The following is an 18741-nucleotide window of genomic DNA, read 5'->3' on the forward strand; positions in this document are numbered from 1 at the left end:
CCGATTTACTTGCTATAGGCATGTTCACTCTTATTTTTCCCGATGCTGAATGCCGATTCGTTTTGCAAATCTTCATATTCAGGCCCCAAAGGAATACCGGAACGGTCGCGCAAAATTAGGGTAGCTCCTAATCCAATCAAGGTCATTGCGGCTAAATAAAAGGCAACAGCGGCCGTACTGCCAGTCATGCTGATCAGCCAAGATGCAATGAGCGGAGAAAATGCGCCGCCCAAAATCGCGCCTATGGCATAAGAAATGGAAACGCCAGAAAAGCGGATGGATGCAGGAAATAATTCTGAATAAAACGCAGCCTGAGCGCCATAAGTCATGCCAATACCAATAGACAAAAAGCACAGCCCGAAAGAGACCGACCAAATAGTGCCCATATTGACTAAAGGAAATAGCGCCAGCACACCGAACAGCTGCACAATAAAACCAATAATATAAGTATTGCGGCGGCCAATTTTGTCCGATAAACCGCCTGAAATCCATGTAAACAGCAGCCATACTGCAGCGGAAACCGTGACGCTGATTAAAATTGGCGTTCTTGGCAATGTCAAAGGCCCATCTGGATTGGTGGTATAGTTTTGAATAAAGCCGCCTGTGGTCATATAGCCAATCGCGCTATTGCCAGCAAACACCAGCGCCGCTGTAATCACCAGCCAAAAATGGTTTTTGAATAAATCCATAACTGGGGTTTTAGACGCTGAGCCGCGCTCTTTAATTTCTTCAAAAACTGGACTTTCTTCAACTGCCTTGCGCATCCAATGCCCCACAAACAGCAGCACAATGCTGAACAGGAAAGGGAATCGCCAGCCCCATTCTAAAAAGGCATCACCAGGAGCAATCACACCGCTCATCAATGCAAACATGCCTGATGCTAAAAGCAGGCCCAATGGAACACCTATTTGCGGAAATGAGCCAAAACGTCCGCGCTTATGTACTGGCGCATGTTCAACCGCCATTAATACGGCACCGCCCCATTCACCGCCTGCAGACAGACCTTGAATAATCCGCAGCAGTAAAAGCAAGATGGGCGCCCACAATCCAATGCTGTCATAGGTTGGCAATAAGCCAATCAGCGCTGTAGACAATCCCATGCAGATAAGCGTGACCACTAAAATTGCGCGGCGGCCGATTTTATCGCCAAAATGTCCCGCCAAAAATGCACCCAGCGGCCGGAACAAAAAGCTCAATCCAACCGTGGCAAAAGCCAGCAATGTGCCCAGCGTATGGCCTGCTGGCGCAAAAAATAATTGAGTAAATACGAGGCCTGCGGCCGCCGCATAAATAAAAAAGTCATACCATTCAATGGTCGTGCCAATAATTGTTGCAAAGGCAACTTTACGGTCATTCGCAGACATTTTGCCGCTATCTTGAACAGCATGTGCTGTAGACATGAGATGTCCCTCTCGAAAGGCTGATAAAGATCAGGATGAGAAAATCCATCCAGCAAAAATGAATCTGCCGGCTCATCACTGTTTTAATTCGGATTCTATGCGGGATAAGGAAATCGCTTTCCTTTAAAAGAAACAGCGGCTTAGCGCATTTTAAGCTGTGAGCTGACCCAGCGTTTAACCGCTGCATATAGGCTGGCCAGCGGATAAATAGCTGGAAATGGCGCATCAGGATAATAGTGCCGCAGCAGCTCTGGAGTTAATGCTTCATGCATGCGGACCGTTTGCGCTGCATCAAAATCTGTAATGTGATTTTCCATAATCAAATCCCTGCTTTTTCCTTGGATAACCTTATCCATGTCTATTTTTTAAATGATCTTCGATGTGCAATAAAGGTACTAAATTCAGTTTAAATTGCACTTTCCATGATCCGTATTTATCTCATTTTAAATCATCAAGTTGCTGACAGCTTAAAGGATAATTTTGTATTTAAAATAACACATATATCAAGTGAAACTTATAGTAAATTAGCGCACTTTAAACGGATGCACCAGCATCAGCACAACCCGCTGTATCTGTTGAAAATGCGTCTGATAAAACTGCTGCCAGCGATCTGCTTGGAAATCTGCCAATACACATGCATATTGCTCAAACCAAATGCTGAAAAACTGCTGCGGCACATGCAGTGAAAGAAAAAAAGGACCCGAAGATCCTTATTTTGAATATCAATATGAAATGCAGTTCAGGCTTAGATGCCCATGCACATGTATTTAATTTCCATGTAGTCTTCAATACCGTATTTCGAACCTTCACGGCCTGAACCAGATTCTTTAATCCCGCCAAATGGCGCGACTTCTGTTGAAATTAAACCTTCGTTAATCCCGACCATACCGTACTCAAGCGCTTCACCGATTTTCCAAGCGCGGCTCAGGCTTTCAGTATAGATGTACGATGCCAAACCAAATTCTGTGTCATTGGCCATCTGAATTGCTTCGGCATCTGTACTGAATTTAAAGACTGGTGCAAGCGGTGCAAAAGTTTCATCTTTCGCCACCAGCATGTCTTGAGTTACACCTGACAATACGGTTGGTTCAAAGAAAGTATGCCCCAAGACATGACGCTTGCCGCCAGCAACAATTTTGGCGCCTTTGCCAACAGCATCAGCAATGTGCTCTTCAATTTTATCTACCGATTTTTCATTAATCAGCGGGCCTTGTTCCGCACCCTGTTCAAATGCTGGCGCAACTTTCAGCTTGTTCACTTCTGCAACCAGCTTTTCAAGGAAGGCGTCATGAATGCTTTCATGCACCAATACACGGTTGGTGCATACACAAGTTTGGCCTGAGTTACGGAATTTAGAAGCAATCGCGCCCTGCACCGCTTTGTCCAAGTCAGCATCTTCAAACACAATAAATGGCGCGTTGCCGCCCAATTCCATGCTGACTTTTTTCATGGTGCTTGAGCACTGTTCCATCAGCAGTTTGCCGACTTGCGTTGAACCTGTGAAGGATACTTTTTTCACCGCCGGATGCGTGGTTAATACGCCGCCAATTTCACGAGAACTGCCTGTTACCACATTCACCACGCCTTTAGGAATGCCAGCCTGTTCTGCCAAAGCCACCAACGCCAAAGCTGATAAAGGTGTTTCAGACGCCGGTTTAATAATCACCGTACAGCCTGCAGCCAATGCTGGACCCACCTTACGGGTAATCATGGCGTTGGGGAAATTCCACGGCGTAATGGCTGCCACAACGCCCACAGGCTGTTTAATCACAACTAAGCGACGGCCTTGTTTGTCATGGGGAATCACATCGCCATAAGTACGTTTTGCTTCTTCTGCAAACCATTCAATAAAGCTTGCGCCATACAAAATTTCACCGCGGCTTTCGGTAATAGGCTTGCCTTGCTCTGTACTTAAAATGATAGCTAGATCTTCTTGGTTTTCCACAATCAGATTGAACCAAGTACGTAACAATGCTGAGCGCTCTTTCGCTGTTTTTTGTTTCCAGCCTTCCAGTGCAGCTTCAGCAGCTTGTACAGCCTGCTCGACTTGTGCAGCAGATACGCTTGGCACACGGCCAATAATTTCATCTGTTGCTGGGTTGGTGACCGGCAAACTTTTACCGTCATCTGCATCCAGCCATTGGCCGTTAATATAAACTTGCTGTTTCAGCAATTCAGAATTTTTGAGCTGCATCTATGTTCTCCTTAATAGACGCTTGGCGCAGCGCTGCTTTGTGGCGCTGACCCGTCTTTAAATTTTGCCAACAGCTGATTCATGGATTTCATGAGCAAACTAGTGTCTACGCCTACAGCAACAAATTCAGTTCCTAGCGCTAAGTATTGTTTTGCCAGCTTTTCATCAGCAGACAAAATACCTGCAGCTTTACCAGCAGAACGAATCTTCTGAATGCTGGAAATAATAATCTCCTGCACATCAGGATGACCCGGATTGCCACGATGGCCAAGCGCCGCCGATAAATCTGCGGGGCCAATAAATACGCCATCGACACCATCTACTTGTAAAATTGCGTCTAGATTTTCCAAGCCTTTTTTAGACTCGATCTGCACAATGACACAAATTTGCTCATCGGCATCGTTCAAATAGGTTGTTAAATTGTTCCAGCGTGAAGCGCGCGCTAAAGCTGAACCCACACCGCGAATACCTTCTGGCGGATAGCGGGTTGCACTCACCATCAACTCTGCTTGTTCTGCAGACTCGACCATTGGGATAAGCAATGTTTGCGCACCAATATCCAGCAGCTGCTTAATCAATCCTACATCACCCGTGACTGGACGGACAACCGCTTGGCTTTTATAAGCCGCAATAGACTGCAATTGATGTAAAATTGTGCGCAAATCGTTTGGCGCGTGCTCACCGTCAATCAGCAGCCAGTCAAAATTGGCATTGGCTGCAATCTCTGCCACATAGCCATCCGCCATGCCCAGCCACATGCCAATCTGCTGCTGTGTTTTCAGTTTTTGCTTAAAGTAATTGGTCGTATCTAACATTGCCCTTTCTCCTTAAACAAAACGGAACGCGATTGAACCCAGCTGATCATAATCAACATGGAACGTATCGCCTGGACGGGCAGCTACTGGACGCGTGAACGAACCGCCCAAAATGATTTGTCCGGCTTTTAGCGTTACACCGTGCGGATGCAGTTTATTGGCTAACCACGCCACGCCTTTGACAGGGTTATTCAATACAGCTGCCGACACACCTGATTCTTCAATCACACCATTGCGGTACAAAATTGCAGAGATACGGCGCAAGTCCAGCTCATGCGGCTTGATTGGGCGGCCGCCTAAAACGATACCTGCATTGGCAGCATTGTCAGAAATAGTGTCAAATACTTTACGAGTAATGCCCGTCTCAGGATCTGTATTATGCAAGCGCGCATCAATGATTTCGACCGCAGGAATAATGTAATCCGTTGCATCGAGCACATCAAAAATCGTGCAGTTTGGACCTGTTAGGTCTTTACCTAAAATGAAAGCCAGTTCGACTTCTACACGCGGTACAATAAAACGCTCGAATGGAATATCTGAACCTTCTTCAAAAACCATATCATCCAGCAATGCGCCATAATCTGGCTCTGTGATGTTCGACGATACTTGCATTGCACGTGAAGTCAGGCCAATTTTATGACCGATTAATTTGCGGCCTTCCGCAATTTTATGCGCAACCCATGCTTTCTGAATGGCATAAGCATCTTCAATGGTCATTTCAGGGTACTGCAGCGAAAACTGGCGCATTTGCGTATTGTTTTTTTCAGCATCATCCAGCTGCAGCGCTAAGGCTTTAATTTTGTCTTGATCTAGCATATGAGAATCCGTTCTTATTTCTATGCATTTAAGAATTGATGGATATTGTTCGACTTAAAGTTCAATACCGAATCAAGTTCTGTCATTTCAAAAGAGACCGCCAGCAGGCGCTTGTCTTTTAATGGCTTAAAGTAAGCATCGATCAGCGCGAAGAGTTCTTCTGCTACACGCTGACGGGTTTCCAAATCACGCCCCGCCCCAACCTTTAAGGTCATATGAATAAAGGCATAATCGTGCTTGGCATCTGCAATCACATAATCATCCATGCGGATGGCGCGGCTGCGGATGCCGCCTAATGGGAAAACACCGGTATTGCCTAAAAATGTATTCACCTGTCCAAAGAATTCTTGGAAGTCGATGTCATCCTTAATATTGGCGCTGTATTCAGCAGTAAAATGAGGCATGATTTGGACTCCTGTTATTCCACTGGGAAAATCGCGTTAATTTGACCTGTGCCTGAGCTTGGAAAAGCTGGCGTCACGATTTCAACTGGCTTGCTGTAGCTATCCCAACCCAATAGACCAAGCAGCATCGCAGTGTCGTGCATACCACCTTCGCCATAACAGTACTCTGCATATTCAGGCAGCATCTCTGTGAATTCTTTCCACTCAGCGCGTTCCCACATACCTACTACGTGCTTATCGACCTGACGGTCCCACTCACGTGTGTATGAGTCCATACCGCGATGCGCTTCACGATCCCAAATAAAGCGATGTGACAATGAACCGCTGGCAAACACAGCAACAGTACCATCGTATTTTTCAATCGCGTTTAATAAGCCTTCGCCAAATTTACGGCTGTCTTGCAGTTCATGCGACGTAAGGAACGCAGATACAGAAACCACTTTAAATTTTTTGTCTTGGTTCATATAACGCATTGGAACCAATGTGCCATATTCAAGATGCAAGCTTTCAATGTTATGCGCCTGAACACGAATACCCGTTTTCGCAATCTCTTCTTGCATCAATTGTCCGAATTCAGGGTTGCCGTCGTAATCAAACTCCATATTTTTAATGAAGTGCGGCAATTCATTACTGGTATACACGCCTTCAAAATGCGCGCCGCAGTTAATATGAAATGCGCTGTTGACTAGCCAATGACTGTCAAACACTACAATGGTATCTACACCCAGTTCACGGCAGCGGCGGCCGATTTCGATGTGCCCGTCAATTGCAGCCTGACGGCAGCCATTTTGCGGGCCCGGCAGTTCAGATAAATACATCGATGGCACATGCGTAATTTTTGCAGCTAAAGCGAGCTTACCCATATTCTTTCTTCCTGAAATTTTAAAATTCTTTATTCATTTCCCGAAGGGAGCGTTTAAACGCCCCACTTTGGAATATGGTGTGAACCCATTGAGATACATACGTTTTTCAGCTCAGTGAACACTTCTAAGCTGTACTCGCCGCCTTCACGGCCCGTACCAGAACCTTTAATGCCGCCAAATGGCTGACGCAGGTCACGCACGTTTTGACTGTTGATGAACACCATGCCTGCTTCAATGCCTGCAGCAATACGGTGCGCTTTACCAATGTCTTGCGTCCAGATGTAAGATGCTAGACCATATTCAGTGTCATTTGCCAAACGAAGCGCTTCAGCTTCATCTTTGAACTTGATCAAACATACCACTGGGCCAAAGATTTCTTCTTGGGCAATACGCATACGGTTATCAACATCAGCAAATACGGTTGGCTGAACGAAGTGACCATTTTTCAAATGATCCGCTAGACCTGCTGGACGCTCTAAACCGCCTGCAACTAAGTTTGCGCCTTCTTCCATACCAATTTTGATATAGCCCGTCACTTTATCGTAATGCGCCTTGGTAATCATTGAACCGACTTGGGTTTTCGGATCTTGCGGGTCACCCACCAAAATGTTTTTTGCGCGGCGTGCAAATTCTTTTACGAACTCATCATATACAGACTCTTGAATGAAGATACGGCTGCCTGCAGTACAACGTTCGCCATTTAAAGAGAAGATTGTGAATAATGCAGCATCCAATGCGCGGTCAAGATCAGCATCTTCAAAAATCACTACTGGAGACTTGCCGCCAAGTTCCATAGAGTACTTTTTCAGACCAGCACCAGCCATGATTTTTCGGCCAGTTGCTGTACCGCCTGTGAATGAAATTGCGCGTACATCAGGGTGTTTTACAAGTGCATCGCCTGCATTTGCGCCATAACCTTGAACAACGTTAAATACGCCTTCAGGAATACCGGCTTCAAGCGCCAAACGGCCAAGTTCGTTCGCTGTAAGCGGCGAAAGCTCAGACATTTTCAATACAGCAGTATTACCCAATGCTAAACATGGGGCAGTTTTCCACGTTGCCGTCATGAACGGTACGTTCCACGGCGAAACCAGACCGCATACGCCCACAGGCTGGTGCAGTGTGTAGTTCAGCATTTGGTCATCTACAGGGTAAGTATGACCATTTAGACGTGTACATACTTCAGCAAAGAAATTGAAGTTATGCGATGCGCGAGGAATCAAAACATTCTTGGTTTGGTGAATAGGCAAACCTGTATCTAAAGTTTCCAGTTCAGCAATTTTCGCCACGTTTTGGTCAATCAAATCACCCAAATTGCGCATTAAACGCGCACGTTCTTTGGCAGGTGTTTTTGCCCAGCCCGGTGCTGCGCGTTTCGCCGCTGCAACTGCCAAGTCAATTTCTTCTTGACCGCCGCTGGCCACTTCACCAATCGCTTGATTAGTTGCAGGGTTGTAGTTGGTAAATGTTTCTTTGCTTTCGACTTCTTTGCCGTCAATCCAATGCTTAATCATGCTGTTAATCCTTTAACCTTATGCTGTTTTAAAAAATTCTGATTCTGAAACAATGAAGTTGCGCAGTTTGCCTACACCTTCAATTTCCACGATAACTTCATCACCTGGCACAACGTCAGATAAGCCTTCTGGTGTACCTGTTGCAATCATGTCGCCTGGCTGTAAAGTCATAAATGAAGAGATGTATTCAATTAAGAACGGCACATCAAAAATCATGTCTGAAGTCGTGCCTTCTTGACGAAGCTCACCGTTCACCCAAGTTTTTAATACAAGGTTGTTTGGCGATGGAACCAATGATTTATCAATAATATATGGACCTACTGGTGTCGTAGAATGACGGTTTTTCACACGTAAATTCGGACGGTAGTAGTTTTCTAAGAAGTCACGGATTGCGTAGTCGTTACATAGTGTGTAACCCGCTACATAATCCAGAGCATCTTCACGTTTTACATTTTTCGCCGTTTTGCCAATTACTGCTACAAGCTCACACTCATAATGCATGTATTCAACATTGTCGGGACGCCAAGTATTTTCGTTATGGCCTGTATATGTATTTGGCGCTTTAATAAAAATCAACGGTTCTTTTGGCGGTTCAAATGCCAGCTCGCGCGCGTGGTCTGCATAGTTAAGACCTAGCGCAAACATGGTGCCGTTTGCAGGCGGCAGCCATTCTACATCTTGCTCATTGAGTACTTGGCCATTCGGAAGCGTCACCTGAAGCTGATCATTCACTTCAACATTGAAAATTTCACCATTGTGGCGGATGCGTGCAGTTTTCATTAATTAGTTCCCTTCTTCCTGAATTGTATTTGTCACTGAACCGAGCTGATCAATTTCCACACGAACTTCATCACCTGCATTTAAGTCCACACGGCCAAACGGTGTGCCCGTCAAAATAATGTCACCTTCATTCAGCGGCATATATTCAGAAATTTCTTCAATAATTTGCGCAGGTGTACGAATCCAATTGGCTGTTGTGCCTTCTTGTTTCAGTTCACCGTTGACAAATACACGCAAAGCTAAATTGTTCAAATCTGTTACCGCATCTGTAGCCACAGGTGTACCTAATACACAAAAACCGTCTTGGCATTTCGCTTTAATCGCAGGACGATAGTAACTATCTTCTGGTAAGCTCAATTCATTCACTGCAACAAAACCCGCCACATGCGATAAAGCATCATTTTCCGAAACGCGGCTGGTACTTTTGCCGATCACGATGCCAAGCGCAGGGCCTGCTTGCAAAATCTCGCCTTTTTTCTTAATGACAATATTTCCAGATGCATTGCGGGTATTTGGTGTTTTAATAAACAAAACTGGCTTCTTTGGCTCATTCACATATGGCTTTTCATTAAACTGAGCTTGAAGTTTTTCGTATAAGCATTTGTAATTCAATGCGATACCAAAAATATTTCCATCCATGCTGATCTTATTTAACTCACTCATTTGAGACTCTCTATCTATGATCTGATCAATTATTGACTAGACATTTTGCAAATTAGTTAATATATTAACTTTATAATTAACATATTAACTTTTTTCAAGCACTTTTTGCAGGTAAAGTTAAAAATTATACTTTTCATGGACTAGAAGGTATGAATCCCATGCAGATTCCAAATATCAAATTAGGCGAAGTCTACGATCAGCGCTATATGGATTCGGAAATTCATTATGATGCGCAAGGCAAACTGGCTGACTTCTTTGGCGTGAACATGCCCGCGCACCGCCATGACGGTTTTTTTCAAATTCACTTTTTTACTAAAGGCTCAATCCGCATCTTTTTAGATGATGTGAAATATGTCTGCAAAGCGCCCGTGTGCTTTTTGACGCCGCCGTCTGTTGCGCATGCCTTTATTACTGACCCCATGTGTGAAGGCCACGTGCTGACCGTACAGCAGAATTTGGTCTGGCCTTTATTGCAGGTCGATTTAAAAGTGCAGAATATTGTGCCGCTGTGCATTTCACTCGACGGCTTAAAAAATAAAAACACCGAAGACCTGATGCAGCTGGAACATTACTTTGATGATTTGCAGCGAGAGTTCCAGTCCAACAAGCCGCATCGGCAAACGTCTTTAAGAAATCTGGTGACCTTAATTTTTATTCAAATGATCCGCCTTGGCGATGTTACGGCGCCGCGCATTAACAGCTGCAGCGGCGACTTAGCCACTTTCCGTTCATTTAATGAATTGATCGAAAATCACTTTTTAGAACATTGGCCGCTGCATGAATATGCCCAAGCGCTGAATGTAACTGAGACCCGTTTAAATGACATTTGCCGGCGCGTAGCGGATATCTCTTCAAAGAAACTGATATTTGACCGTCAAATGCAGGAAGCCAAACGCTTGCTGATTTTTTCGGATTCAACCATCAACACCGTGTGCTACCAGCTGGGCTTTAAAGACCCTGCTTATTTCAGCCGCTTTTTTACCCGTCATGCAGGTGTCCGCCCATCGGACTACCGCAGCACGCATATGAATACGGTAAGAATGTAATGTCTAAAACAGAAAATGCAGTTCCTAAATCCATCATAGTTTTACTCAGCGCTTTGGTGGCTTTTGGCCCCTTATCCATAGATATGTATTTGCCCAGCCTGCCTTTAATCGCACAGGATTTGCAGACGCAAGTCAGTGAAGTACAAAAAACTATTACCTTATTCTTAATCGGCTTCAGCGCCGGCATGCTGGTCTACGGGCCGCTCTCTGACCGGTTTGGACGCAAAAAGCTGCTGCTGATTGGCATGGTGATTTATATCTTAGCGACACTGGGCTGTGTGTTTTCCAGCCAAATTGAACATCTGCAATTCTACCGCCTGCTGCAGGCGATTGGCGGCGCCAGCGCTTCCGTGCTTTCCCGCGCCTTGGTTCGCGACTTATTCAGCAATGATGAAATTCCTAAAATTCTGTCGCTGATGCATATCATCACCATTATGGCAACGCTGGCTGCCCCAGTATTTGGCGCGATGATCGCGGAGCATTTCAGCTGGAACAGCATATTTATCTTCTTATTCATCTATGCGCTGCTGTGCCTGATTTGGAGCAAAATTGCCATTCATGCGCCGCCCAGCACGCATGTCCCCGCAGGTATCCTCAGCAACTACAAAACCGTATTGAGCCAACGCTATGCTTGGGGTTTAATGCTCAGCAACAGTTTTTCTTTTGGCGGCATGTTTGCCTACATTACCGCTTCATCTTTTGTCTTTATTCAGCATTATGGCTTTAGCCCAACCCAATATGGCTATCTGTTTGCCTTTAATTTGTTTTCAGTTTTAGTCTTTACCAGCATCAACACCCGCACTTTAAAATATATTTCTTCTCTAAAACTGCTGAAGATTATGGCCTGCATATCCTGCATTTCCGGCCTGTATTTAGCCGCCATTGGCAGTTTAGATTTAACCTCACCTGTTTGGCTGATCATCGGGTTGGCGTGTTTTGTCGGTGTAACCGGATCTATCGGCGCAAACTCGATGGCAAATTTACTCAGAATTCTGCCGCAGCAGGCAGGTACAGCGTCTGGGCTTTCTGTCTCGATGCAGTTTGGCATGGGCGCAATTATGAGTTATTTGGTCAGCCTATTATTTTCCAGCTATGGCGCTGCATCCATGAATGCGGTGATTGGCATCAGCGCCAGCCTGTGCTTAATCAGCCTGCTGCTGACCAAAGGCATGCATGAAAGCTGATGATTTTATCTCAAAGAATCTCTCAAAATAAAAAAGAGCGGATGACCGCTCTTTTTTATTCGTTCAATATTACTGGGTTTTAGACCATGCGCCATAACTGACATTGGGCAGCACAATAAAACGGTCACCGAATTTTTCTTTATTGCTTTTAACGGCTTCTGCGCGCTCTTGAGGTGTCTGCTGATTGCTGAAAGCTGCTGAAAAATCATGCAGCGTATCACCCAGCAGCATCACAACATCATAGTCCGCACTGACCGTTTGACGGCGCTGTTCTTTAGACGTGCCATACAGCAAAATCTGCTGGCTGTGCACTTGCGGCAGATTCAGCTGTTTCATGGCGTGCATTGTCGATGCTCTGAATTTTTCGGAGCGGTCCGAAACATAGAAAATTTTTACCCCATGCTGGTCGGCATAGTTTAAAAAATCCAGGCTGCCTTCAATGATCTGCGGCTGCCCTGATTTTTCCCACTCATCCCAGGACTTCCAGTTGGTATAGTCTTCACAGCGTTTTAAATCCTGCACAAACACATCCGTATTATCCAAAATAGTTTCATCTAAATCAGTCACAATCGCCAAGTTTTTAGCATTCGGATGTTCCTGCAAAATTTCTTTTAAACGATGTGTTGCTACATTAAAAGCCTGCAGCTGCAAGGCCTGTACTTCTGCAGAACGGTTTTGAAATTTCAGGCTCATGCCGTATTGCTGTACAGCTGCACAATTCGGATATTCTTTCGCCTGAAGGTTTGCAGCGCCTAAAACAGCGAGCATCGCTAATACTGAATTCAGGCTGTTTTTTTTCATATTCATATTTAAACTCATTTTTTGGCAGCACATGAAATTGCCTTTGCAATAGCTGGCCGCATCTCATTCAATCACCGAATCATTTTAAAGATGTCATTACAATGTCACTGTATTTTGCTGCTCTGCTTTCCATTGCTGCTTCCACATGCGCCAGCCATTCAATGCCAGCAGAATAAAAAGGAAATATAAGAGCGCAGTCAAATTCAGTGATTTATACAAATACATCAGCACATAAATGGCATCTAAAATGCACCACATGGCCCAGCTTTCAATATATTTTTTGGCCGCCCAATAGCTAGCCACTAAACTGAATGATGCCAGCATTGAATCCAGCCAAGGCAAAGACGCTTGGGTATAGACAGAAAACAGCAGGCCTAAAAACAAGCCGCCTGCAGCGCCAACAGCGATGCTTTTCGCCATCATCGGCCTATGCATATAGCCAGCAAGCAAAGGCCGATCCGCAGAAGCTTTCGACCAGCTGTACCAGCCGTAAATTTGCATAATGACAAACACCCCTTGCAGCGCAGCATCGGCAAATAAATGCACTTGGTAAAAAAGAACCATGTAGAGAATCACCGCAATAATATTGACGAGCCAGCACATGCGGTACTGCTTGGAGGTCAGCCAGACCCCCAAGACATTCAAAATAAAGGCGGCGATTTCTAAATGCGACATAGCCAAGACCTGCTTAGAAATTTAATTTCAGGGCAACATTGGCAGTACGCGGCGCGCCTAAGAACATATAGCCGTCGCCATCTGACTCACCGACATCTCGCCAATATTTTTTATTTAACAGGTTGTCTACATTTAGACGCAGTTCTGCATCAGCTTTATTCCATTTAAAGGCATAGGCAGCGCCTGCATCAAAAACACTGTAACCGCCGACTTTTGCTGTGGCTTCACGGTTGGCAAATTTGCTTGAGCTGTAGCGTCCGCCCGCCATCAGTTTGAGCCCCTCAACTTGCGGCAGATCATAAGCAATAAAGCTGGCAGCGCGGAATTTCGGCGCATTTTGCATTTGATGGCCTGAGTAAGCAGTATTGGATACATCTTCCAAACGGGTGCGGGTAAATGCCATTGTGCCGTTCATGCTTAAGCGCGGGCTTAAATTGCCCGACACGCCAAATTCTACACCGCGGCTATGCTGTTCGCCTTCTTGAATAAAATAGTACTTATTATCTGCTGGGTTCAGCGCTGTATATTGATTGTCCTGACGCAAATCAAACAGCGCCGCGGTTAACAAAAACTGATTGATTTGCTGTTTATAACCCAACTCATACTGTTCAGATTGAATAGGCGCCAAAATATCATCGCCATTTTCTGCATACCATGCTGCTGATCGGCCATCCGACAGTCCTTTTGCATAAGAGGCATACAGTGTTGCATCAGCTGTTGGGCTGTAACTGATCGCCAATTGCGGTAAAAATTTATCTAAATTGGTATCGCGGGTTTGTACGCCTTTTCGGCTATACGCCTGCTCATCTAAATCTATCCATTTAGCGCCTAATAACGCTGACCATTGTGAGCCCAATTCAATACGGTCAGAAACTGTTAGCGCAAGCTGAGAACTGTCCAGCGCCTTAGTACGCACACCCACCTGTTCTGAGGTTGGATTAAGATCAACCGTATCTTCATAAATATTGCCATAGCCGATATATTCATTGACACGGTCAGAGCGCTTGCGTGATTTATCCGTTTGCGCCAGTTCAACATTTAAATGATGCAAGGTATTGGCTAAGGACCATTGCCCTTGCAGCTGCGCTTTCAGCTGGCGTGTCACATAGGTATCATCTGGGTTTTGATAGTCATAAATATCATAATTGCCATTGGCATCAAAACCATTGCCTAGGCCGCTATACTGACAGACACTGCTGTAACAGCCCCATGCAAATGTAGAGTAATCATCAATTTTTACCCGGCTGTAAGCGCCCACCAGATTTGCTGTCCAGAGATCATTCAAGGCATAGCTGTATTTTAAGCTGCTGTTGATGCTGTCCATCGTAACTGGCTTGCCCCAGCTCTGATAGGCCAATAAGCGGTCTGCTTGCACATTTTGCGGCACTTTGCCATCTAAAAGCTGATAGCCAGGCACTGAACGCTGCTGCTGGCGCTGCGATTCAAAATCAAACTGCAATGCGGACTTGTCTGTGATATTCCAGTCCAGCGCCGCAGAACCCATATAGCGCTTGCCGCCCACATGATCGACATAGCTGTTGATCTGCTCGCCGACCAAATTCACCCGGTAACCGAACTGCTGTTCATTGCCTGCAAAACCGCCCAAGTCTGCTGCAACAGAAAACCGCCCATATTCATCTGCATTAAAACTGACCGACTTCACATCCGCTGGGCGCTTAGACACATAATTCACCACACCGCCCGGAGTCGACATGCCGCTTTGAATCGCAGAAATGCCTTTTAAAATTTCCACCCGCTCTTTATTTTCTAAAGACAGATTTTGCTCACCGCGCACCACGTTGCCATTCAGCAGATAGCTGGAACCTAAATCCAGCGCAAAGCCGCGCGATACAAAATTGGAGTAATAGCCGATCGGCGCATAGCTGTCGCCAACTGAGGCGTCATTTTTCACAACATCGGTAAGAATGCGGGCATGCTGATCTTCGATCAGATCTGCATTAAGCACAGTAATGGATGCTGGCGCCTTTTTTAATTCTTGTGTGCCAAAGCCTTCCAATGCCACGGATTTTTTATTAACCGAAGCCTCTTGCGGCGCTGCGACCACAATGGTCTCCAATGTCTTGACCGCATCTTCTGCAAATACTGCCGGCGCAATACAGAACTGTGACAACACAGCCGCTTTCACCGCCATAACCAATGGATTCTGCTTAAATTGAAGATTCATGCTTAACTTTTCCGCCTTTCCCTAAAATGCGGTGCATTCTGTATCTTGCGAATACACCAATGCTCCTGCGATAAAATGAATAAATTTAAATAAATGAAGTGCAGTACAAGACAGCCTGCTGAAAGATTTCTTGCAAGCTGTGCTGATCTGATTGGGCATGAAATCATCAATCATGCTTTGGCCTGCTGAATCAGCTTTGCCAGCAGCTGGCAGAATTTCTGCCCTTGCGGCTGAAAAAACCAAGCGGTATGTGCCCGCAGCCAGCCATAGTAAGCCGCATCTGCATGCTTGAAATTACGGGTGATGCCGGCAAAATATTCCAGCTCTGACAGTGCAAAATCGGTATGCACAATTTTGATCAGCTCAGGCAAAATTTCGAGTTCCTTTAAGGGAGCAGCATTTGCCAAATAAGCCCGAATAAAAGCACTCAGCCCTGCAGTATCAATATGAAGGTCAGCAGTCTGCTCTAGCGCCAGCCAGTCAATAAAATTGCGCTCAATCGTGACCGCTAAATCATAAACAGCGGAGTTATAATCAGCTAAGCCAAAGTCAATTACCGTGCTGATTTCGGCCTGATCGCCGCTTTCTGTCCACAGCAAATTTGAGGCATGCAGGTCATTATGCGTCCATATTTTTGACGCCTGCTGCATGGCATTTTTTATGTTTCCGTGTACCGCTTTCAGCTGATCCAGCCAAACCGCATCCAGATCTTTATCTGCAAAATATGCGCTGAGCGCTGAACTGCTTTTAATGCGCTGCTGTATGGCTGCTTCAATATCGTGACTTTCTAATATGTCTTGATTTGAAATCAAATATTTTGCGCTGCGGCCATGCTGTACAGGATAGTTTTGAACGGCCTGATGCAGCTTTGCCAGCATCTCTCCCGCTTTAGCTGCATGCGATGCAGAGAAAAAAGGCTTCCAAGACAAGTGATCTGCATAGAGGTCAAAGCCTTGCGCCTTTTCATGCACCTCACAGCTCCAATCCCCCAGCTCTGCCGCCGTCGCCCCATCTTTTGAGCAGAGCAGTACAGGAACAGAAATGCCTTGAGCCGCCAAATGCTGAATCAGCTGGTGTTCTTGCTGCAAATCTGATGCGCTGCGGAATGAGCGGTGACTGCGCTTAATAAAATAGCTGCGGTGTTCTGTTTGAATCAATACAGCAGATGAAAATGGCCGCGGACTGCGCCACAGCACCGTGAACTTGCCCTGCAATTGCGGATAGACCTGCTGCAGCAGGCGAAAATCATCTGCTGAAATGTCCTGCCAGTCTTTGGCTTCTGGACTTTCCCCCATGCCATGGCCTAGGTTTGCGGAAGACTCAGCCATGAGCATACCCCTGAGTCTTCTGACTCTGGACGCTCCAAATAGGCAATAAAAAAAAGCACTCGCTGCGAAGCGCAAAGCATAGAAAATCTTGCTTCTTTTTACTGCAACCGCAAAAATTCGCCATACATCACTCCGCAACCATTTTAAACAGTGCGAAATTTAGTAGATATAAGTGGTACATACCAATATTATTTACTGATTAAATTATTTTTTTAAACTATTTATTCGATAATTAATTTATTTCTAATTTAAAAATACTTTTATTCGTCCAACACCTTAAGCATTAACATCTAAAATCATTTCTATTTTATCTTCAGGCCAGATTTCAATATCAAACTCAATCACCTGATCATCTGACTTCGAAATCCGCTCAATCCGGATTGCGGTTTGGCTGGATGGAATGCCCAGCTGTTTTCCATCAAATTCATCAGCAGCGGTATTTTTAATCTTTAAACGGCTGCTGCTGTATTTAACATTAAACTGATTTTTAACCACCTCTTCCACAGATGGAATGATTTCATAATTGATAAAGCCAGGAAAAAATGAAACAGGCAGATAATTATATTCCAATAGGACGGGCACATTGTCTGCGTAACGCAAGCGGATAATTTCATAAAAGCCCTGTGCGCCGATGGCTGCATCAAATAAATCTGAGCCTGCAAAAACATCCACCTGCTGTGCTGAGATCAATTCAGTTTTGGCGCTAAAACCCTGCGATTTTAGATAACGGTTAAAGTTTTCAATAGATGCCGGGTAATACTGAATTTTTTTATTGCTGGCAAACCAGCCGACATTTTGCACTTTGTATATTTTATCTTCTGCCCGCAGCTGCTCATAGGCTTTACGTACCGTTTCCCGGGAGCAATTGTATTTCAGCGCCAGATAGCGCTCTGATGGAATCAGCTGATTGGGAGCATAATTTTTTAGCTCCTGCCCAATCAAATCTCTGATTTCCATATATTTCATTTATTCAGTCCTCTATAACAGTGCATTTTGCCTAGATATTCGGCTCAGAAAGCCTCTTGCTTACAGCCTTAGATATCCGCAATGACAGCATCGGCAGCTCAACTCAATTCTAGATTAAGAATTATAGGACATGCCATTTGATTTATTAAGAATAAACATCAACTTTAACCATCGCATCCTTTATCCAGCTGATTGGCCGATCTATTGATAAGCCATTATAGGCTGACCGATGAACTGGCTTGATGCTCCGTTTCCCCCTATCTTTCGCGGATAATCAGTCATTGCTGCAATGAGCTCCATATCCAAACAAAACTATAGGAAAAATCAAATAATCAATAAATAAACTGCCTGAAAAAATACCCATCAAGGATAAGTTAAAGGGCATTTTTTTCAGGTTCATCCTTTGTGATTAAACCACCGAAACAGCTACTGTTTTGTTTTTCTGTTTCAGATTCCGGTTGAGCAATACGCGCCTTGATGTGCGGGCTTGACTTCATATTAACCATGTTTTGAGACTGTATTTAGCCTCGAAATGCCGCCTCAATTGCCGCGACATCAATTTTCTTCATGGTCATCATCGCGTCAAACGCCCGTTTGGCAGCTGCGCGGTCTGGACTTGTAAATGCCTTTGTTAAAGCAATCGGCGTAATTTGCCATGAAATGCCCCACTTATCCTTACACCAGCCGCAGTCACTTTCCTGACCGCCATGGCCGACAATTGCATTCCAGTAACGGTCTGTTTCATTTTGATCTTCGGTGGCAACTTGAAATGAGAAGGCTTCGTTATGCTTGAATGCCGGGCCCCCATTGAGTCCAAGGCATGCCACCCCCAGCACAGTAAATTCAACGGTCAGCACATCCCCTTCTTTTCCTGAAGGATAATCTCCTGGCGCGCGGTGAACTGCACTGACAAAAGAATCGGGAAAGGTCTCTGCATAAAATTTTGCAGCCTCCTCAGCATTGTCATCGTACCAAAGGCAGATTGTGTTCTTTGCTATTTTTGTCATTTCACATCTCCTAACAAGACTAGATTCAGACTATTTTGCATGACTTTAACGCGGTACGCATATCTGCCTAAAGATCTTTTACAATTTGATTTTTACAACG

The 18741-nt window shown here is 45.0% G+C and carries 19 protein-coding genes; 2 read left to right on the forward strand and 17 right to left on the reverse strand.

All coding sequences use genetic code 11. From position 1 onward, the window contains the following. Positions 1 to 5: 5 nt before the first annotated feature. From F941_RS10075 to F941_RS10115, 11 genes are all read right to left on the reverse strand, one after another. Positions 6 to 1400 carry an MFS transporter gene (locus tag F941_RS10075; RefSeq protein WP_005010810.1) on the reverse strand — a complete coding sequence of 465 codons (1395 nt, stop codon included), beginning with the start codon at positions 1398 to 1400 and terminating at the stop codon, positions 6 to 8. 140 nt (positions 1401 to 1540) lie between these two features. After that, positions 1541 to 1717 (reverse strand): hypothetical protein, encoded by a 177-nt coding sequence (locus F941_RS16625; protein ID WP_005010813.1) that lies wholly within the window; start codon positions 1715 to 1717, stop codon positions 1541 to 1543. Between the two features lie 207 nt (positions 1718 to 1924). Beyond that, the gene (locus tag F941_RS16545) at positions 1925 to 2077 is read right to left on the reverse strand and encodes a hypothetical protein (protein WP_154649284.1); all 153 of its coding nucleotides are present in this window, start codon (positions 2075 to 2077) and stop codon (positions 1925 to 1927) included. Positions 2078 to 2145: 68 nt separating this feature from the next. Next, positions 2146 to 3594: an NAD-dependent succinate-semialdehyde dehydrogenase gene (locus tag F941_RS10080; protein ID WP_005010815.1), complete on the reverse strand. Its 1449-nt coding sequence runs from the start codon at positions 3592 to 3594 to the stop codon at positions 2146 to 2148. An 11-nt stretch (positions 3595 to 3605) separates the two neighbouring features. Further along, positions 3606 to 4409 carry a 4-hydroxy-2-oxoheptanedioate aldolase gene (gene hpaI, locus F941_RS10085; RefSeq protein WP_005010817.1) on the reverse strand — a complete coding sequence of 268 codons (804 nt, stop codon included), beginning with the start codon at positions 4407 to 4409 and terminating at the stop codon, positions 3606 to 3608. 12 nt (positions 4410 to 4421) lie between these two features. Continuing rightward, positions 4422 to 5225 carry a 2-oxo-hept-4-ene-1,7-dioate hydratase gene (hpaH, locus tag F941_RS10090; RefSeq protein ID WP_005010818.1) on the reverse strand — a complete coding sequence of 268 codons (804 nt, stop codon included), beginning with the start codon at positions 5223 to 5225 and terminating at the stop codon, positions 4422 to 4424. A gap of 20 nt (positions 5226 to 5245) precedes the next feature. Next, on the reverse strand, positions 5246 to 5629 hold the full coding sequence (locus F941_RS10095; protein WP_005010819.1) for a 5-carboxymethyl-2-hydroxymuconate Delta-isomerase: 384 nt from the start codon (positions 5627 to 5629) through the stop codon (positions 5246 to 5248). A gap of 14 nt (positions 5630 to 5643) precedes the next feature. Beyond that, entirely contained in the window at positions 5644 to 6492 is an 849-nt protein-coding gene (gene hpaD / locus F941_RS10100) for a 3,4-dihydroxyphenylacetate 2,3-dioxygenase (protein ID WP_005010821.1), read from the reverse strand. A 53-nt stretch (positions 6493 to 6545) separates the two neighbouring features. Then, positions 6546 to 8006, reverse strand: a complete 1461-nt coding sequence (gene hpaE, locus F941_RS10105) for a 5-carboxymethyl-2-hydroxymuconate semialdehyde dehydrogenase (RefSeq protein WP_005010822.1) — start codon at positions 8004 to 8006, stop codon at positions 6546 to 6548. Positions 8007 to 8024: 18 nt separating this feature from the next. Then, on the reverse strand, positions 8025 to 8786 hold the full coding sequence (locus F941_RS10110) for a fumarylacetoacetate hydrolase family protein (RefSeq protein WP_005010827.1): 762 nt from the start codon (positions 8784 to 8786) through the stop codon (positions 8025 to 8027). 3 nt (positions 8787 to 8789) lie between these two features. Further along, complete coding sequence (locus tag F941_RS10115; protein WP_005010828.1) at positions 8790 to 9449, reverse strand: fumarylacetoacetate hydrolase family protein; 660 nt, start codon at positions 9447 to 9449, stop codon at positions 8790 to 8792. A 149-nt stretch (positions 9450 to 9598) separates the two neighbouring features. Between F941_RS10115 and hpaA the strand changes: the two genes are divergently transcribed. Both hpaA and F941_RS10125 read left to right on the forward strand, forming a co-directional pair. Continuing rightward, positions 9599 to 10495: a 4-hydroxyphenylacetate catabolism regulatory protein HpaA gene (hpaA, locus tag F941_RS10120; RefSeq protein ID WP_018572946.1), complete on the forward strand. Its 897-nt coding sequence runs from the start codon at positions 9599 to 9601 to the stop codon at positions 10493 to 10495. After that, a complete protein-coding gene (locus tag F941_RS10125; RefSeq protein ID WP_005010832.1) occupies positions 10495 to 11679 on the forward strand; it encodes a multidrug effflux MFS transporter in 1185 nt (394 codons plus the stop codon). Before hpaA ends, F941_RS10125 begins: the two co-directional genes overlap by 1 nt. 69 nt (positions 11680 to 11748) lie before the next feature. On the opposite strand, the gene F941_RS10130 is transcribed toward F941_RS10125, so the two are convergent. The 6 genes from F941_RS10130 to F941_RS10155 all read right to left on the reverse strand — a co-directional run bounded on the left by F941_RS10130 (position 11749) and on the right by F941_RS10155 (position 18641). Then, complete coding sequence (locus F941_RS10130; RefSeq protein WP_005010833.1) at positions 11749 to 12486, reverse strand: 5'-nucleotidase, lipoprotein e(P4) family; 738 nt, start codon at positions 12484 to 12486, stop codon at positions 11749 to 11751. 90 nt (positions 12487 to 12576) lie between these two features. Next, the gene (gene pnuC / locus F941_RS10135; RefSeq protein WP_005010834.1) at positions 12577 to 13155 is read right to left on the reverse strand and encodes a nicotinamide riboside transporter PnuC; all 579 of its coding nucleotides are present in this window, start codon (positions 13153 to 13155) and stop codon (positions 12577 to 12579) included. 13 nt (positions 13156 to 13168) lie between these two features. Beyond that, positions 13169 to 15340 (reverse strand): TonB-dependent siderophore receptor, encoded by a 2172-nt coding sequence (locus tag F941_RS10140; protein ID WP_005010836.1) that lies wholly within the window; start codon positions 15338 to 15340, stop codon positions 13169 to 13171. Positions 15341 to 15510: 170 nt separating this feature from the next. Then, the gene (locus tag F941_RS10145; protein WP_005010837.1) at positions 15511 to 16668 is read right to left on the reverse strand and encodes a phosphotransferase enzyme family protein; all 1158 of its coding nucleotides are present in this window, start codon (positions 16666 to 16668) and stop codon (positions 15511 to 15513) included. 276 nt (positions 16669 to 16944) lie between these two features. Beyond that, entirely contained in the window at positions 16945 to 17634 is a 690-nt protein-coding gene (locus F941_RS10150) for a GntR family transcriptional regulator (RefSeq protein WP_005010838.1), read from the reverse strand. A gap of 521 nt (positions 17635 to 18155) precedes the next feature. After that, the gene (locus tag F941_RS10155; RefSeq protein ID WP_005010839.1) at positions 18156 to 18641 is read right to left on the reverse strand and encodes a VOC family protein; all 486 of its coding nucleotides are present in this window, start codon (positions 18639 to 18641) and stop codon (positions 18156 to 18158) included. Positions 18642 to 18741 lie beyond the last annotated feature (100 nt).

Origin of the sequence: Acinetobacter bouvetii DSM 14964 = CIP 107468 (assembly GCF_000368865.1) — a bacterium.
Taxonomy (GTDB): Bacteria; Pseudomonadota; Gammaproteobacteria; order Pseudomonadales; family Moraxellaceae; genus Acinetobacter; species Acinetobacter bouvetii.

Excerpts from the sequence above, each read along its gene's own strand:
- hpaI (WP_005010817.1), bottom strand. The coding sequence starts at position 4,409 with ATGTTAGATACGACCAATTACTTTAAGCAAAAACTGAAAACACAGCAG.
- F941_RS10145 (WP_005010837.1), bottom strand. The coding sequence starts at position 16,668 with ATGGCTGAGTCTTCCGCAAACCTAGGCCATGGCATGGGGGAAAGTCCA.
- F941_RS10115 (WP_005010828.1), bottom strand. The coding sequence starts at position 9,449 with ATGAGTGAGTTAAATAAGATCAGCATGGATGGAAATATTTTTGGTATC.
- F941_RS10140 (WP_005010836.1), bottom strand. The coding sequence starts at position 15,340 with ATGAATCTTCAATTTAAGCAGAATCCATTGGTTATGGCGGTGAAAGCG.
- hpaH (WP_005010818.1), bottom strand. The coding sequence starts at position 5,225 with ATGCTAGATCAAGACAAAATTAAAGCCTTAGCGCTGCAGCTGGATGAT.
- F941_RS10075 (WP_005010810.1), bottom strand. The coding sequence starts at position 1,400 with ATGTCTACAGCACATGCTGTTCAAGATAGCGGCAAAATGTCTGCGAAT.
- hpaD (WP_005010821.1), bottom strand. The coding sequence starts at position 6,492 with ATGGGTAAGCTCGCTTTAGCTGCAAAAATTACGCATGTGCCATCGATG.
- F941_RS10110 (WP_005010827.1), bottom strand. The coding sequence starts at position 8,786 with ATGAAAACTGCACGCATCCGCCACAATGGTGAAATTTTCAATGTTGAA.
- hpaA (WP_018572946.1), top strand. The coding sequence starts at position 9,599 with ATGAATCCCATGCAGATTCCAAATATCAAATTAGGCGAAGTCTACGAT.
- F941_RS10150 (WP_005010838.1), bottom strand. The coding sequence starts at position 17,634 with ATGAAATATATGGAAATCAGAGATTTGATTGGGCAGGAGCTAAAAAAT.
- F941_RS16625 (WP_005010813.1), bottom strand. The coding sequence starts at position 1,717 with ATGGAAAATCACATTACAGATTTTGATGCAGCGCAAACGGTCCGCATG.
- F941_RS10080 (WP_005010815.1), bottom strand. The coding sequence starts at position 3,594 with ATGCAGCTCAAAAATTCTGAATTGCTGAAACAGCAAGTTTATATTAAC.
- F941_RS10095 (WP_005010819.1), bottom strand. The coding sequence starts at position 5,629 with ATGCCTCATTTTACTGCTGAATACAGCGCCAATATTAAGGATGACATC.
- F941_RS10125 (WP_005010832.1), top strand. The coding sequence starts at position 10,495 with ATGTCTAAAACAGAAAATGCAGTTCCTAAATCCATCATAGTTTTACTC.
- F941_RS10130 (WP_005010833.1), bottom strand. The coding sequence starts at position 12,486 with ATGAATATGAAAAAAAACAGCCTGAATTCAGTATTAGCGATGCTCGCT.
- hpaE (WP_005010822.1), bottom strand. The coding sequence starts at position 8,006 with ATGATTAAGCATTGGATTGACGGCAAAGAAGTCGAAAGCAAAGAAACA.
- F941_RS10155 (WP_005010839.1), bottom strand. The coding sequence starts at position 18,641 with ATGACAAAAATAGCAAAGAACACAATCTGCCTTTGGTACGATGACAAT.
- pnuC (WP_005010834.1), bottom strand. The coding sequence starts at position 13,155 with ATGTCGCATTTAGAAATCGCCGCCTTTATTTTGAATGTCTTGGGGGTC.